The organism is Polaromonas sp. (genome assembly GCF_035638815.1).
GTDB lineage: Bacteria > Pseudomonadota > Gammaproteobacteria > Burkholderiales > Burkholderiaceae_C > Polaromonas.
The window spans coordinates 71,928-87,705 of sequence record NZ_DASQZG010000031.1; the positions used below are offsets into that span (position 1 = coordinate 71,928).

Annotated in this window: 16 protein-coding genes; 11 read left to right on the top strand and 5 right to left on the bottom strand. The window is 57.5% G+C overall.

The features are described 5' to 3' along the window. Positions 1-116 precede the first annotated feature (116 nt). The 11 genes from VE934_RS17955 to phoR all read left to right on the top strand — a co-directional run bounded on the left by VE934_RS17955 (position 117) and on the right by phoR (position 10,115). Positions 117-2,153 (top strand): type IV pili methyl-accepting chemotaxis transducer N-terminal domain-containing protein, encoded by a 2,037-nt coding sequence (locus VE934_RS17955; protein ID WP_324890100.1) that lies wholly within the window; start codon positions 117-119, stop codon positions 2,151-2,153. Further along, positions 2,153-2,527 carry a response regulator gene (locus VE934_RS17960; RefSeq protein ID WP_324890102.1) on the top strand — a complete coding sequence of 125 codons (375 nt, stop codon included), beginning with the start codon at positions 2,153-2,155 and terminating at the stop codon, positions 2,525-2,527. The genes VE934_RS17955 and VE934_RS17960 overlap by 1 nt, the downstream gene beginning before the upstream one ends. Next, on the top strand, positions 2,524-3,003 hold the full coding sequence (locus VE934_RS17965) for a chemotaxis protein CheX (RefSeq protein WP_324890104.1): 480 nt from the start codon (positions 2,524-2,526) through the stop codon (positions 3,001-3,003). Before VE934_RS17960 ends, VE934_RS17965 begins: the two co-directional genes overlap by 4 nt. Positions 3,004-3,117: 114 nt before the next feature. Continuing rightward, the gene (locus VE934_RS17970) at positions 3,118-3,435 is read left to right on the top strand and encodes a hypothetical protein (RefSeq protein ID WP_324890107.1); all 318 of its coding nucleotides are present in this window, start codon (positions 3,118-3,120) and stop codon (positions 3,433-3,435) included. Between the two features lie 70 nt (positions 3,436-3,505). Next, positions 3,506-4,507 carry a PstS family phosphate ABC transporter substrate-binding protein gene (locus tag VE934_RS17975; RefSeq protein ID WP_324890109.1) on the top strand — a complete coding sequence of 334 codons (1,002 nt, stop codon included), beginning with the start codon at positions 3,506-3,508 and terminating at the stop codon, positions 4,505-4,507. A 101-nt stretch (positions 4,508-4,608) separates the two neighbouring features. After that, positions 4,609-5,574: a phosphate ABC transporter permease subunit PstC gene (gene pstC, locus VE934_RS17980; protein WP_324890111.1), complete on the top strand. Its 966-nt coding sequence runs from the start codon at positions 4,609-4,611 to the stop codon at positions 5,572-5,574. Continuing rightward, positions 5,574-6,503 (top strand): phosphate ABC transporter permease PstA, encoded by a 930-nt coding sequence (gene pstA / locus VE934_RS17985; protein ID WP_324890113.1) that lies wholly within the window; start codon positions 5,574-5,576, stop codon positions 6,501-6,503. Before pstC ends, pstA begins: the two co-directional genes overlap by 1 nt. Positions 6,504-6,526: 23 nt before the next feature. Continuing rightward, a complete protein-coding gene (gene pstB, locus VE934_RS17990) occupies positions 6,527-7,321 on the top strand; it encodes a phosphate ABC transporter ATP-binding protein PstB (RefSeq protein WP_324890115.1) in 795 nt (264 codons plus the stop codon). Positions 7,322-7,324: 3 nt separating this feature from the next. Beyond that, positions 7,325-8,026, top strand: a complete 702-nt coding sequence (phoU, locus tag VE934_RS17995) for a phosphate signaling complex protein PhoU (protein ID WP_324890117.1) — start codon at positions 7,325-7,327, stop codon at positions 8,024-8,026. A gap of 15 nt (positions 8,027-8,041) precedes the next feature. Next, positions 8,042-8,737 (top strand): phosphate regulon transcriptional regulator PhoB, encoded by a 696-nt coding sequence (gene phoB / locus VE934_RS18000; protein WP_324890118.1) that lies wholly within the window; start codon positions 8,042-8,044, stop codon positions 8,735-8,737. A 37-nt stretch (positions 8,738-8,774) separates the two neighbouring features. Then, positions 8,775-10,115: a phosphate regulon sensor histidine kinase PhoR gene (gene phoR, locus VE934_RS18005; RefSeq protein ID WP_324890120.1), complete on the top strand. Its 1,341-nt coding sequence runs from the start codon at positions 8,775-8,777 to the stop codon at positions 10,113-10,115. Here phoR and VE934_RS18010 read toward each other — a convergent pair. From VE934_RS18010 to trxA, 5 genes are all read right to left on the bottom strand, one after another. Beyond that, the gene (locus tag VE934_RS18010) at positions 10,091-11,470 is read right to left on the bottom strand and encodes an MATE family efflux transporter (RefSeq protein ID WP_324890122.1); all 1,380 of its coding nucleotides are present in this window, start codon (positions 11,468-11,470) and stop codon (positions 10,091-10,093) included. The two genes, phoR and VE934_RS18010, sit on opposite strands and share 25 nt — an antisense overlap. Further along, positions 11,467-13,233 (bottom strand): hypothetical protein, encoded by a 1,767-nt coding sequence (locus tag VE934_RS18015; RefSeq protein ID WP_324890123.1) that lies wholly within the window; start codon positions 13,231-13,233, stop codon positions 11,467-11,469. Before VE934_RS18015 ends, VE934_RS18010 begins: the two co-directional genes overlap by 4 nt. 102 nt (positions 13,234-13,335) lie before the next feature. After that, the gene (locus VE934_RS18020) at positions 13,336-13,620 is read right to left on the bottom strand and encodes a type B 50S ribosomal protein L31 (RefSeq protein WP_324890126.1); all 285 of its coding nucleotides are present in this window, start codon (positions 13,618-13,620) and stop codon (positions 13,336-13,338) included. A gap of 208 nt (positions 13,621-13,828) precedes the next feature. Then, positions 13,829-15,091: a transcription termination factor Rho gene (rho, locus tag VE934_RS18025; RefSeq protein WP_324890128.1), complete on the bottom strand. Its 1,263-nt coding sequence runs from the start codon at positions 15,089-15,091 to the stop codon at positions 13,829-13,831. A gap of 257 nt (positions 15,092-15,348) precedes the next feature. Then, positions 15,349-15,681, bottom strand: coding sequence for a thioredoxin TrxA (gene trxA, locus VE934_RS18030; RefSeq protein WP_305348010.1), 333 nt, complete (start codon positions 15,679-15,681; stop codon positions 15,349-15,351). Positions 15,682-15,778 lie beyond the last annotated feature (97 nt).

Here is a 15,778-nt window from a genome sequence, read left to right on the forward strand (position 1 = left end):
GTCACGCACTGTTGCTCATCACATGGGATGTTTCTTCTGGTTTCCCCGCTTGTCATAGGCACGTCATGTGGGAATTGCAAGATAGTGTTCTGCAATTTTATGAACAACAACAAACTATGAAATCTTCTCTGGGCTTGGGCAAATACCGCGATCTGCTCTTCGCCATCCTGCTTTTTATTGTTCTCGATCTCGGGATTTTGTTCTTCAATTTTTACGCGTCCATTCAGCTTGAGCGTGATGCCAGCCGAATGAATGCATCTGGTGAGTTGCGCATGTTGACGCAGCAAATCACCAAGTCGCTGTTGACTTTGCAGATCGAGAAGAAGGGCGAACTGCCGATCCAGACCAGCATGGCGCAACTGAACCAGGGTACAGCCGCATTTGTTCAGGGCTTGAGCTCGCTGAAAAGCTCAATGACCCAGGACACAGAGTTCACCGTTTTCGGTTTGAATCCCGACGAGTTGCGGGACATGCTCAAGAAACTGGAGCGCGAGTGGGTGCCGCTGGAGGAGTCTATCCGCCCGGTGATTGCTGCAGCCGAACCAACGCTGGAGGATATTGAAATTGCAGCCACCAAAGCGGTGGCACGAAATATCCGCCTGATGGCGCTGACCAACGATCTGGCTGTGGGTGTCGAAGCCGCTGCCAATACCAAAACCGAACGAATGCGCCAGATTCAGATCGCCGCCATTGTTCTGGCGTTGATCAATTTTGTTTACATCGTTTTCAAGTTTTTGCGGCGTTTGAATGCGAGCGACCGTGTGGCGGAAGTGGCCCGCCAGGAGACGGACGACATTTTGCGGACAGTTTCGGAAGGGCTGTTGCTGGTCAAGGCGGATGGCACCATCGGAAGTCAGTTGTCCGCGTCTGTGCACCGCCTCTTTATGCGCGACGTTTTGCCCGGAGAGAGTTTTCGGGGTCTGCTTCAGGGCATGCTGACAAAAGAGCGGGCTGAAGAGGCGGACAGTTTTCTCGATCTGATGTTTGATCCCAAAGTCAAGCCAGGTCTGCTGGCTCAGCTTGATCCCCTGAGAGAGGTGCAGATCAAGGCGCCGGGGGACGGGTCTGCCAAGTCGCGATTTGTGACTTTTCAGATGACGCAGGTGCGGGAGGGCGGCCTGGTCGTGGAGCTCTTGGTGACGGTATTTGATGTCACGCAAAAGGTGCAGCTGGAGCGCGAACTGGCCGCCACACAGGAAGCGGCCAAAAGCGACGTGGATGACCTCATTCGTGTGCTGGAGCAGGAGCCCGTGTTGCTTCAGGACTTTCTGCTCGACGCGCGCGCAAAACTTTCCGACCTCAACCAGTCCATGCGTTCGGTTGGCCGGCGGCCAGAAGCCTACCAGGCACTTGTTGATGAGGCGGCCAGGCTCGTGCACGGCATCAAGGGCGAGGGCGCGGCCCTCAGCCTGACAGCTGTTGCACGCCAGGCTCACTTGATGGAAAACGCGCTGGCCCCCTTGCTCAAGCGACGCGATCTTTCCGGGGAGGACCTGATTCCCATCGTTTTTGAGCTGTCCCGCGTGCAGGATCAGGTTGACCGCCTGTTCCGGGTTTTCTCACGTATTGGTCGCCCCGCTTCAAACGCGTCACTCGATGAGCCGCGCAAGCTCGACGCCATGGTGGGCAATCTCCGGTCCCTGTCTGAGCGGGTGGCCCAATCTCTTGGCAAGCAGGTCCGTCTGACTGCCTATGTGGATGAAAAACCACTGCCGGAGCACGTGGAGCGCGTGTTGCGCGAGGCTTTGCCTCAGCTGGTACGAAACGCCGTGGTGCATGGCATTGAGCTGCCATCGGAGCGCGCCAAGCTCAGCAAGCCCCCTGTGGGTGAACTCCGCCTTGATATTGGCCGAGCCGCTGACGGCCTGATTGAGGTCACCGTAAGCGACGACGGACGGGGCATTGTGGTGCCAGAAGTCAGACGCCGCATGGCACAGCTGCGATCCGACTCTGAGCAATTTACTGATTCCCAAGTGCTTGGATTTATCTTCGACCCTCATTTTTCAACTGCCACGGAAGTGACCGAGCACGCCGGGCGTGGCGTGGGCTTGTCCCTTGTGCGGCAAATAGCCGAAAAAGCCGGCGCGAAATTGCGGGTGATGACGCAGCCCAATATCTCGACCCATTTCGTCCTGAAGTTCGGGGTGGCGTGATGAAGACAAGAAGCTTGATGGTCGTGGATGACTCCATGATCTTCCGCAACCGGATATCCCGTCTGGCCATGGATCAACGTCTGGCGGGCGTCAAGGTTGTCGCAACGGCCGAAGACGGAGAGCAGGCCATTCAACAGGCCAAGGTTCACAAACCCGACTTTGTCACGATGGACCTGACGATGCCGGTGATGGACGGGCCAGCTTGTCTTGAAGCATTGCGCACTCTCCTGCCCGATGCGCGTGTTCTGGTGGTTTCGGCCCTGAGCGACAGGGCCACCGCCCTGAAAGCCATGAGGAAGGGCGCCCATGGTTTCTTGCTTAAACCCTTTTCTGACGAGCAACTCGTCGAATCCCTTCAGGAGTTGATGGTATGAGCACGACCCGACTGAAAGTGGAAGACATCAAGATCTTTTCGGATGCGGCCATGGCCTTTTTTGCGCAAACCACCGGGCACAAGGCCGCGGTACGCACGGCATACATGCTCGACGGTACTGAGACCGTCGTGTGGAATGATTTTCAGGGTCGAATCGATTTGAGTGGGCATTACCGCGGCAGCGTCACCTTTTCTGCGCCGCGCGGTTTGCTGACCCACGTGTTGCTCAAAATGGGCGAGAGCAGCTACACCGATGCGAGCCACCGCGACATCGTGGGCGAAATTACCAACCAGATGTCTGGTTATGCACGTCGCCATTTTGGCGAAGCCATGGATATTTCGCCGCCCCGTGTCATCAACCAGACGGATGGCGTGACCCCACCCGGCTTTGAAGCAGCGCCTTTTGTGATTCCCATGATGTGGGACCGTTACGAGGCGCATCTGGTCGTGCGCATGGGGAAAGCTGGCGGGGTTTAAGGCCGCGCCGTGTGCAACAGTCCGTGGCGTTGATATTTCACGGATTTGTCACTCCCTTGTCACATACAGCCTCGAAACTACATTTTGTTATCAACCTTTGTCGGAGAACTCCACATGAAATTTGTTTTTACCGCACCCCTTGTCGCTATCACGCTTTTGGCAGGCTGCGCCTTTAACCCATCGGTGCCTGCCGGAATGAGCGCTGGAAAGTTTGTCAGCTTCTCCTGCGAAGGTGGAAAAACCTTCAGCGCACGTGCGGCTCAAGACAGCAAGACCGTTCGCGTGCGTGGGCACCATGGCAGCGCAGAGCTCGACATGAAAAGTGATGGCGTGTACGAAGGAGAGGGTTACACGTTGATGACCAAAGGCGCGGGCGGCGTCACCCTGATGCACTCCGGGAAAGCCGAAGGCCAAAACTGCAAACCCGCCTAAGTGTCATTGAATTGTCATATTTATGACATAAAGTAGTTCAAGTTAGTTAATAAATCCGAAAGGAATCTCCATGAAATCTCTCCCAATCAAATCCCTGCTCGCGACGTCAGCGCTGGCGCTCCTGGGCGCCATGCCCGTGGCCAGCTTCGCCCAGGTCGTCAAGATCGACGGCTCCAGCACCGTTTACCCTGTTACTGAGGCTGTGGCCGAAGAGTTCCAGAAAGCCAACAAGGGTCTGAAAGTGACCGTTGGTGTGTCTGGTACCGGCGGTGGTTTCAAAAAGTTTTGCCGCGGCGAAACTGACATCTCCAATGCATCACGCCCAATCACAGCTTCCGAAATGGCTGATTGCAAGAAGACTGGTGTTGAGTATTTCGAGCTGCCAGTTGCATTTGATGCCCTGACCGTTGTTATCAACCCAAAAAACACCTGGCTCAAGCAAGCCACCGTGGCTGAGTTGAAAAAAATGTGGGAACCAGCCGCGCAGGGCAAAGTCATGCGCTGGAACCAGATCAACCCAACCTGGCCTGACCAGCCAATGAAGCTGTTTGGCGCTGGCTCGGACTCCGGTACGTTTGACTATTTCACTGAAGCCATTGTCGGCAAGTCCAAGTCTAGCCGCGGCGACTTCACGGCATCGGAAGATGACAATGTGCTGGTGCAAGGCGTTGCCGGCGATGTCAATGCCCTCGGCTACTTCGGTTTTGCGTACTACGCAGAAAACACCAGCAAACTCAAGGCTCTGCCTATCGTTGAAAAGGATGGCAAACCTGCTGTGTCGCCAAGCGCCGAGACTGTTATCGCCGGCACCTACCAGCCACTGGCTCGCCCGATTTTCATCTACATCAATGCCAAATCGCTGGCCAAGCCTGAAGTCAAGAAGTTTGTTGATTTCTACATGACCCAGGGCGCCAAGATGGCCAAGGAAGTCAAATACGTTCCGCTGCCAGCTGCCATTTACACCTCCAATGTCAAACACATTGCTGACAACAAAAGAGGCACAATTTTCGGCGGCAAGAACGAAGTGGGCATCAGCATCGAAGAGCTGGTCAAGCGCGAAGCCAAACTGTAAGCTGTTAGATATCAAGGCTTGAACATCGTCTGCCTGCAAACTTGTCGGAAGTTGCAGGCAGATTTTTTTGTTGAGCCGCTTTTTACAGAAATGAATCCTTAATGAGTGCTTCCACTACCCCGGATCGCATTGTGATTGCCGAGCGACTGACGGGCGCAGCCCGCCTTGCCGAACTGGCGGACATCAAAGCCGCACGCAAACGCACTGATCGGATCATTGAATTTGTCCTTCTCATGGCGGCATGTGTGTCTGTATTCACCACGCTGGCCATTGTTTACATTCTTCTCAAAGAGTCCCTGGTCTTCTTCAGCAATGTTCCTTTGTGGACATTCCTGACCGATACGCAGTGGACTCCCTTGTTTGACGATGCGCATTTCGGCATCATCGTGCTGCTGTCGGGCACCTTGTCGAGCTCACTGGTGGCCCTGTGCATCGCCATACCGCTGGGTACCATCATCGCCATTTACCTGTCGGAGTTCGCCGAGCATAGATTGCGGGAGATTCTGAAGCCGGTGCTGGAGCTTCTGTCTGGCGTACCGACGATTATTTACGGGTTCTTTGCGTTGCTGGTCATCACGCCATTGCTTCAAAAAATCTATCCCGGTTTGCCGACGTTTAACGTGCTGTCCGCCGGTATCGTGATGGGGATCATGATCATCCCTTACGTGTCTTCCCTGTCAGAAGATGCCATGCGCGCCGTGCCCATGAGTCTTCGGGAGGGCTCATACGCCATGGGAGCCACTCGTTTTCAGACCGCCACGCGGGTCGTCGTGCCGGCAGCATTTTCCGGAATCGCTTCGGCTTACATCCTGGGCATTTCACGCGCGGTGGGTGAGACGATGATTCTGGCTGTAGCAGCGGGCATGCAACCGAATCTGTCGCTCAATCCGCTGGAACCTGCAGCGACGATCACATCGTTCATTGTGCAAGTCGCACTGGGTGACTTGCCTCATGGCAGTGTTGGCTACCAGACGATTTTTGCCGCTGGTTTGACGCTGCTGCTGATCACACTGATGTTCAATCTTCTAGGCCACTGGCTGCGCCGCAAATATCGGGAGGCTTATTGATGGACCGCAACACAAAACGCACGGAAGAGCTCCGTGCCATCATCAAGTCGCATCGCCGCTGGGACGTCATTTTCGGCCTGGCAGGCCTGGCGTCCATCGCCCTGGCGATTCTGACCCTTGTTGCCTTGTTCGTGGAAATGGTCATCGACGGTGCGCCCCGTATCACGTCTGAATTTTTCACCAGTTTCCCTTCGCGCCGGGCTGGACAAGCCGGCATTCTTTCGGCCTGGGTCGGATCATTTTTCGTCATGATCGTGACCGCCTTGTTTGCAATTCCCGTGGGGATTGCCAGCGCGATTTATCTTGAGGAATATGCCCGCAAGAACTGGTTCACGGACGTGATCGAGATCAACATCAGCAATCTGGCAGGTGTGCCTTCCATCGTCTACGGCTTGCTGGCTCTGGGCCTGTTTGTCTACACCTTCGGCTTTGGCCAGAGCATTCTGTCGGCCGGCTTGACCTTGGCGCTGCTGATTTTGCCCATTGTGATCGTGACCACCCGCGAAGCGCTGCGGGCGATCCCACAGACGGTGCGTGAAGGTGCTTATGCCTGCGGTGCCACCAAGTGGCAGGTTGTCAGCGACCATCTGGTTCCTTATGGCATGCCCGGCATTCTGACCGGCGTGATCATTGGTTTGTCGCGCGCCATCGGCGAGACGGCTCCCATCATCACCATTGGCGCCCTGACCTTTATTGCGTTCCTGCCGCCCATGCCCTTTACCGGCGAGACGCCTGCCGGTTTGTTTGACTGGCTGTTTTCACCGTTCACTGTGATGCCCATCCAGATTTTCAACTGGACTTCCCGGCCTGACCCGGCGTTTCATGCCAATGCGGCAGCCGCGAGTCTTGTGCTGGTGTTCCTGACGGTTGGAATGAACGCGCTCGCCATCTGGCTTCGCTACCGCCTTCGCAAAAATATCAAGTGGTAATCCTTCAAGAGATCAAAAACACCATGCCATCTACCATTACGCTTCCCGACAACGCGCCTGCGCTCAAGGCCCAGTCGAAGAACCTCGACTTCTATTACGGTGCCTTCAAAGCCCTCAAGGGCGTCACCATGCCGATTTACGAAAACAAGGTGACGGCTCTGATCGGCCCCAGCGGCTGCGGTAAGTCAACTTATTTGCGCTGCTTCAACCGCATGCACGACCTGTATCCGGGTCACCGCTATGACGGAAAAATCGAGCTCTACCCCGATGACGTGGATATTCTTGACCACGCCGTCGACCCCATTGAAGTGCGCATGCGCATCTCCATGGTGTTCCAGAAGCCGAACCCATTCCCAAAGTCGATCTTCGAAAATGTCGCCTACGGCCTGCGCGTGCGTGGGGAAAAGTCAGAAAGCTATCTGGAAGACAAGGTAGAGGCGGCTCTGAAAGCTGCCGCAATCTGGAACGAGGTCAAGGACCGCATGATGGAGTCTGCGACCAATTTGTCGGGCGGACAGCAGCAGCGCCTGTGCATTGCCCGTTCACTGGCTACCGATCCCGAAATCATTCTGTTTGACGAACCGACCTCTGCGCTTGATCCGATTGCCACCGGCAGCATCGAAGAGCTGATTGGCGAAATCAAGAACCAGGTCACCATTTTGATCGTGACGCACAACATGCAGCAAGCAGCCCGTGTATCCGACTACGTGTCTTACATGTATCTGGGTGAGATGGTTGAATACGGCGTGACGGGGGACATTTTCATGAAGCCCAAGCGCCAGGAAACTGAAGATTACATCACCGGGAGGTTTGGCTAAATCATGACCGATAAACATTTGTCCAGTCAGTTTGACAGTGAATTGAGCGGTGTATCTTCGCGCGTCATGGAGATGGGCGGCCTGGTTGAATCGCAGATTCGTACCGCGGTTTACGCGCTGGCCCAGTTCAGCAGCGAGGCTGCTGACCAGGTGACCGACATGGAGACCCGGGTCAACACCATGGAAGTGGATATTGACCGGGAGCTCTCATCCATCATCGCGCGTCGTCAACCGACGGCACGGGATCTGCGTTTGCTGATCGCCATTTCAAAGACCACCGCCAATCTTGAGCGTGCTGGTGACGAGGCAGAAAAAATCGCACGCATGGTTCGTTCCATCATCGAAAGTGGCTCTGCCCGCGCGCTCCCCGCTTCCGAGTTGCGCGTCGCTGCCGACCTGGCCTCCGGCTTGCTCCGCAAGGCGCTTGACGCATTTGCGCGACTGGACGCCAACTCGGCGGTTTCCATCCTCAAGGAAGACAACGCGATCGACAAGGAGTTTGACGGCTTTGTGCGCAAGCTGATCACTTACATGATGGAAGATCCGCGGACCATTTCTCCAAGCCTTGATCTGCTCTTCCTGGCCAAAGCCATCGAGCGCATTGGTGACCATGCCAAGAACATTGCCGAGTTCACCATCTATGTGGTCAAGGGCGCGGATGTCCGCCACACCTCGATGGAAGCCATTGAGTCCGTTGTTCGTTAACCAGAAATAATTGCAATGAAAACCGTTCCCCGGGTCCTCGTCGTTGAAGATGAGCCAGCCATTGCGGAGTTGATTGCTGTCAACCTTCGGCACAACGGCTTTCAACCCATCTGGGCTATCGATGGTGACGCCGCCCAGCGTGAGCTGGATGCGGTGCTGCCCGACGTCATCTTGCTGGACTGGATGCTCCCGGGTCAGAGCGGGCTGACGCTTGCCAAAAAATGGCGCGCTCACGCACGGACCAAACCAGTTCCGATTTTGATGATCACTGCACGTGGTGACGAGCCCGACAAGATTGCGGGTCTTGATGCCGGCGCGGATGACTACATCACCAAGCCGTTTTCCACGCAGGAACTGCTGGCCCGCATACGCGCAGTTCTGCGCAGGCGCTCACCAGAGCAGGGTAATGACAGCGTGACGCTGGATGCCCTGGAACTTGATGCGGCTACGTATCGTGTCTCGTATCAGGGTCAGAACCTGAAACTGGGTCCTACCGAGTTCAAGCTCCTGCACTATTTCATGAAACATGCGGAGCGGGTTCATAGCCGCGGGCAACTGCTCGACAAAGTTTGGGGCGACCATGTTTTCATCGAAGAGCGTACGGTTGACGTCCACGTCAAACGCCTGCGGGAGGCCCTGGGTGCTGCCGGTGCGATGGTGGAAACGGTTCGCGGCGCTGGTTATCGCATGACTGCCCATCCTTCGGCCTGACGCTCTCAGCGTCAGCCCTTTCCTGCACAATCGCTGCATGGTCTGGCGAGTTTTCCGTTTTTTCCTCTTCCAGCTGACAGGCGCGCTTTTGGGCGGGTTCCTGCCCCTGGATAACCACTTTCACGGGGTTCTTCTGGGGATTGGTCTGGCCAGTGCGCTGTGGGTGTTGCTGGATTTGCGGCGCGGGATGGTGTTGTTGAACTGGTTGAAAACCGGGGATACGAGTAACCGGGTGAGGGCCAGTGGCCTGTGGGGTGAGGTCGCCGACCGGACCTGGCGTTTGACCAAAAACCAGGAGCGAAAGATTGAGGAAAGCCGCAGCCGCCTGAATGAGTTTTTGGCGGCGATACAGGCGTCACCCAATGGCGTCGTGCTGCTCGACGCGCAGGGTTGCATCGAGTGGTGCAATGAAACCGCAGCTGATCATTTCGGCTTTGACCCGCAACGTGATGTGTTGCAGCACATAGGTAACCTGCTGCGTGATCCGGGCTTTGTGGGCTACCTCAATAGCGAGGACTATGCACGTGATCTGGTCATCCCCGGGGCGCGCAGCACGTCCAGCCGGCCGGTTCAGCTGGCGGTTCATCTGCATCGCTATGGTGAAGGGCGCAAACTTTTGCTGTCGCGCGACGTCACCTCCATGGAGCAGGCGGATGTGATGCGGCGCGATTTTGTCGCCAACGTCTCGCACGAAATTCGCACGCCGCTCACGGTCATGAGCGGCTTTGTTGAAACCTTGCAAACCCTCCCGTTGAATGAAGACGAACGCGCCAGATATCTGGAACTGATGGCCCAACAGGCGCGGCGCATGCAGACGCTGGTGAGTGACCTGCTGACACTTTCCAAGCTGGAAGGGAGTCCTCCACCCAGCGCGACAGAGTGGGTCACCGCTGCCGAGCTGATGCTCCTGTGCGAACAGGACGGTCGGGATCTGTCAAAAATGCTGGTCGCCCAAAGTCACGATCTGCGATTCAGCATGGTCGGAAATTGCGAGATTGCCGGGTCGCACTCCGAGTTGCTCAGCGCCATGTCCAATCTTGTGAGCAACGCGGTGCGGTATACGCCTGCGGGTGAGTCGATTGATGTCCGGTGGCAAAAATTGCCAGATGGGCGGGCAGTGTTTTCGGTCAAGGACTCAGGGCCCGGCATCGCACCAGAGCATATTCCGCGCCTGACGGAGCGTTTTTACCGTATCGACCGGAGCCGCTCGCGTGAAACCGGCGGTACCGGTCTGGGTCTGGCGATTGTCAAACACGTCACCCAGCGCCACGGTGCCGAGTTGCAAATTGAAAGCCAGCCGGGCCAGGGCTCGCGATTTTCGATCATTTTTCCGGCCACGCGCCTTAGGCAGTCTCAGCCGGAGGCGCGCGTGGCCTGACCTCGCGGCATGCCTTCGTGCCCGGCTTTTCGAACCGCCCTCCACAGCAGCGCTGAAAAGCAAATGGCGACGAGCGCAAGGGCCGCCGTGCTGGCAGTCCAGAAACTCACGGCTGATTGGGTCGCGCCTTCGCCCGTCCAGTTTTCATACGCCAGACCGTAGCCGCCAAAGAGGCCGATGCCCCAGAGCAGCGCGCCATACAGAACCAGTGGGACCAGTGTGATGCGGTAGCAACGCAGCAGAAAAGATGAAACGGCCTGAATCGCGTCGGCAAGGTGATAAAAAGCCACCCATGTCAAAAGGGCGGCTCCCAAACTGACGACCGCGGGATTGGGCGAATACAGACTCGCCAGCCAGTGGCTTGCTATCAAAACAGTAGCTGCACACGCGCATGCTGAAAGGGCAGCAAGCCTGAATCCTATCCAGGCCACGCGCCCCGCCTGCAAAGGATGCCCGGCACCGATCCAGAACGACACCCGCGCACTGCAGGCAATGGCGATCGACAGCGGCACCATATATAGCACGGACGTGACGCTCGCGGCAATCTGGTGGCTGGCTGAGGCGACGGTGCCTAGCCTGGCAATGAAGACCGCCATCAAGGTGAAGGACGTGACTTCCACCAGGTAGGACAGGCCGCCCGGGATTCCCAGGCGTGCAAACTCCCTGATCTCACGCCAGTTGGGTGCCTCCATGCGCACCCACAGCTGATAGGGTTGATACAGGTCTTGTGTGCGCAGCATCGTCAAAGCCAGTGCCAGCAAGCCATAGTTGACCACCAGGGTGGCCCAGGCGCAGCCCGCCACACCCATGGGCTGAAGGCCCGCCCCTCCAGCCACAAACCAGATCGACAGGGGAATCTTGACCAGCAACGCTGCCACCTGTAGCCAGGTGACCAGCAGGGGGCGTCCCAGCGCCTGGTTAAAGCTGCTGTAGATGCGAAACAGCAGGGAGGGCACGAGGGCCGCTGCCAGTACGGCCAGATAGGTGTGAATCTCTCCTTGCATGACTGCGGGTACCTGAGCCCAACGCAGCAAGGGACCGGGGAAGAGCAGGGCGGTGATACCAACGGCCGCGATGCAGGCGCAGAGGTACAGGCTTTGCCGCAGCGAGCGTCCCAGCGCCGCATGCTGACGCCCGCCCTGAAGCTCGGCCCAAATGGGTAGCAGCGCCTGAACAATGCCGATAAGCGCTACAAACACGCTGATGTAGATGGCGGAACCCACCGACAAGGCTGCCAGGGCCTCGTCACTGTAGCGACCGGCGATAACGGTATCAGAGACGCCAAAGGCCATCACGGCCAGCTGGCCGACCAGCACTGTGCCGGCATGCTGGCCGATGATTTTCAGTTCGTTCACGGAGCCTGGCGACCCGGGCGCGCCGGCGCTGCAGTGGAATCAGCAGCGGGAATACTGACTCTTTTGTACAGCGCCACGTTTTCGTTTTTGTCGGTTGGCCGACGCAGGGTTGCCAGATAGGCCCACTCGGGCATGTCCACCGCGTTGCTTAGCGTTGCTTGAGACTCGGTGTCCACCACCAGATACGGGCAACTCGCCTTGATCCCGGCCTGCCGCAAATCAAGCCTGCCGTGGTACTGAAAGGCCGCGACCTGAGCGCTGTTCAAGCCATAGACCTCAACACAGGATTTGGGGTCCACTCGTGCAGCAACCTGCCGCGACAAAGGCGCGTAGCTGCGTGCATAGTCAAGCAGCGGAAGCCAGAGCGTCATCAGCAGCAGCCAGCAGAGGGTCGCGCCACCGGCCGGTAGCACCATTGATTTCCAGACTGCAGCGCGTTGCCGACCGGCGCGCCATTTGACCAGCCATGCCCAGGCCAGCGTGGCCAGCACCGCAGCGAAAAAGGCCAGCCATGAAAAGCTGGGCTCAAAACCTGGCGCCAGCTTTGCGACGTTGGCTGCAGGTTGCCGGGGCATACCGGTTTGCATCGCTATCCAGATTACCCAGATGATGAACGCGCAGCCGGTGAAAAAAATCAGGGTGAACCAGTCAATCAGCGAGGCCACGCTGCGCTTGAGCGTGGGCAGAGCAAAAGCGGCCAGAGCGGCAAGAGGCGGCAGACTGAGCAGCAGACTGCGGTCTGAAGCGATGGTGGTAACCGTGGCCGCAAGCGCCACAAGGGCAAACCACAGCGGGAGCGCGACGTGCCGGCTGGTCAGATGCCGGCGCCAGCGGTAAAGCGTCCAGGCCGCCAGGGGCCAGGTAGGCCAGGTAAACCAGATCAGCAGTCGGGCCAGACTGCGCCACTCCTTCCGGTCTGCGGACGTATCCAGGCCCGGGATCTCTATACGCCAGCGCCACAGGTCCAGTACATGGGACAGGGCCGCGACGCCAATCGTGAGTGCCGACGTGAGCAGCACCCAGCGCCAAACAGGCGCCTGATTTTTTTCGGAGGAGGCCTTTTGCAAATTGTTCAGCGCGATCAGGATGCTGCCTGTGCCCAACAGGGCTGCCACGGTGGGTGCGCCACTCAAGGCCAGTCCGGCCAGTCCCACTGCCAAGCCGAGCGCCGGCCCGATGACGGCATAGGCGTTGCGAAAAGCACTGGCCGCCATGGCGTAAAACACCAGGGCGGTGAACCCCAGCTGCGCCAGCGCGGGCGTCGTCTCGTGCGACAACTGTGCAAGACCCAGGCTCGCAATCAAAGCCAGCAGGCCGGCGTCTGCAATCGCGCGGGCATAGTCCACCGGATCGGCTTCGCCACCAAATGCAAAGGCGACGGGCTGGGCTTGTGGGCTGCGGGCCAGGTAATAAATGGCGTACCAGGTTGCCAGCAAGGTCAGCGTTAGCAGGAGCACAAAAGGGATGCGCACCGCCAGGGCTGGGTCCAGAAAGGGGAAAAGTTTGATGGCCAATGCACCCATCCACAAGGGTGCCAGGGCTTCAAATTGCCCGGATTGCCCCAGGAGCTGCGGATGCAGCCAGCTGGTTTGCCCGCCGGCCAGCGCCCGCATTTCGCCAAAGGCGGCAAGGTCGGCATTTTTCCACGGACCGCGGCCCAAAAAGCCGGGCAACACGTATGCCAGGCAAAACAGCAGCAGCGCGAGCCGGGGTAGCCGGCGAACCGCAGACTGGGCAATGATGGCTGGGGAAGGCTTGTTCAATGGATATCAACGCTCAACGGGAGAATGCCCGATTTTGGGGCAAAAAAAAGCAGCCTGAATTTCAGGCTGCTTTTTCTGTGTGGCTACAGAGAGTGTCTCAGCTCACTCGGCAGCAGCAGGAGCTGCAGCTTCTTTGGCAGTCGTCTTGCCGAAGCGGTTGCGGAATTTCTCAACGCGGCCACCCATGTTGTCCACGGATTTCTGTGTGCCGGTATAAAAAGGGTGCGACTCGCTGGAGGTGTCCAGCTTGTACAGAGGCAGTTCGCGACCGTCGTCCATGGTCACCATTTCTTTGGTGTTCACGCAGGAGCGTGTGACGAACTTGAAGTTGTTGGACAAGTCCATAAAACAAACTTCGCGATAGTTGGGGTGAATGCCTTCTTTCATGATCTTTCCTTATTCGTTTCGGGAGCCACTCAAACCAGTTCTGAGCACTTTCCGTGAAGCCTTACATTATGCCATGGAATCAACCACTTAGCGCAATTTTGGAGGCTTTATGCCAGCCGGGGCCGCGGAACCGGCTTCGCCGGGCCGCAGGCGCAGCGCCCCCTCGGGGGGCAGCGCAGTACACGAAGTGACAAGCGTGGGGGCTTGATCAACCACCCCTTCGCATCATGTCGAAGAACTCGTGGTTGTTCTTGGTGGCTTTCATGTTCTTAAGCATCAGCTCCATGGACTCGATTTCGTCCATGTTGTACATGAACTGGCGCAAAATCCGCGACTTTTGCAGGATTTCGGGTGCGAGAAGCAGTTCTTCCTTGCGGGTGCCGCTGCGGTTCAGATGAATCGCGGGGAACACGCGTTTTTCGTACAGGCGTCGATCCAGGTGAATTTCGCAATTGCCGGTACCTTTAAATTCCTCAAAAATCACCTCGTCCATGCGGCTGCCGGTGTCAACCAGCGCGGTGCCGATGATGGTCAGGCTGCCGCCTTCTTCAATCTTGCGGGCTGCGCCAAAGAAGCGCTTAGGGCGCTGCAGGGCGTTGGCGTCAACACCACCGGTCAGGACTTTGCCTGACGATGGCAAAACGTTGTTATAGGCACGGGCCAGGCGTGTGATGGAGTCCAGCAGAATCACAACGTCTTTGCCGAGCTCAACCAGACGCTTGGCGCGCTCGATCACCATTTCGGCAACGTGTACGTGGCGGGCAGCGGGTTCGTCAAAGGTAGAGGAGATGACTTCGCCGCGTACGCTGCGCTGCATCTCCGTCACCTCTTCAGGACGCTCATCCACCAGCAAAACCATCATGACGACGTCTGGATAGTTGGCGGTGATGGCGTGGGCAATGTGCTGCATCATCACGGTCTTGCCGGACTTGGGGGGCGCTACCAGCAGGGCGCGCTGGCCTTTGCCGATGGGAGCAATGATGTCAATAATCCGGCTGGTCAGGTTCTCTTCACCCTTGATGTCGCGCTCAAGCTTGAACTGCTCGCGCGGGAACAGCGGCGTCAAGTTCTCGAACATCACCTTGTGTTTGTTGTCTTCAGGCGCGCCGTCGTTGACCTTGTCGAGCTTGTTCAGTGCAAAGTAGCGCTCGCCGTCTTTCGGGGTGCGCACTTCGCCTTCAATCATGTCGCCGGTGTGCAGGTTGAAGCGGCGGATCTGGCTTGGGCTGATGTAGATGTCATCGGTCGAAGCGGTGTAGCTGGAGTCCGGCGCACGGAGGAAACCAAAGCCGTCGGGCAACACTTCCAGCACGCCATCGGCAACGATGGTTTCACCGGTTTTGGAGCGCTTTTTGATGATGGCAAACATCAGCTCCTGCTTGCGCATCCGGCCAACGTTTTCAATCTCAAGGGCTTCGGCCTGCTTGAGGACTTCAGACACATGCAGTGCCTTGAGTTCGTTTAAGTGCATGGAATTACTCCTTGGCGGAGTTCATTGATGGAAACGGGGGAGGTTTGAAAAGAAGCCGTGCCAGAAAAGCAGGCTTACAAACCGGGAACTCGAACCGACTGGCAGCGGCCAGTCAGCGAACAAGGTCATTATGACAGGAAAAACAGGGGGTTTATCAAGGGGTGCCGGGTGCAAGCCACAGGGCTTGGGCTCGAAAAGCTGGGGTGCAAAGAACCTGGCCGGGGGCGGGGTTCTTTGCGTGCTTCATGTGGCCGGAATTAGGCCAGTTGCTGGTCGATAAATGCGGTGAGCTGAGCCTTGCTCATGGCACCGACTTTGGTGGCGGCCAACTGGCCGTCCTTGAACAGCATCAGGGTCGGGATGCCGCGGATACCGAACTTGGCCGGGATGTCGCGGTTTTCATCCACGTTCATCTTGGCGATTTGCAGGCGGCCGTCGTAACCGGTGGCAACTTCGTCAAGAATAGGGGCAATCATCTTGCAGGGACCGCACCATTCGGCCCAGTAGTCCACCAGCACCGGCTTGGTTGCTTGCAGTACGTCGGCCTCGAAGGTGGCATCGGTGGTATGTTTGATCAGTTCGCTGGCCATGGCGTGTCCTTAGGAAGGGGTTCGGGAAATTTTTACGATGAAGGCTAAAGTTGCAGGCATTGTGGCAGAAAGCAAGTCCCCCCGTCGGATACCAAAT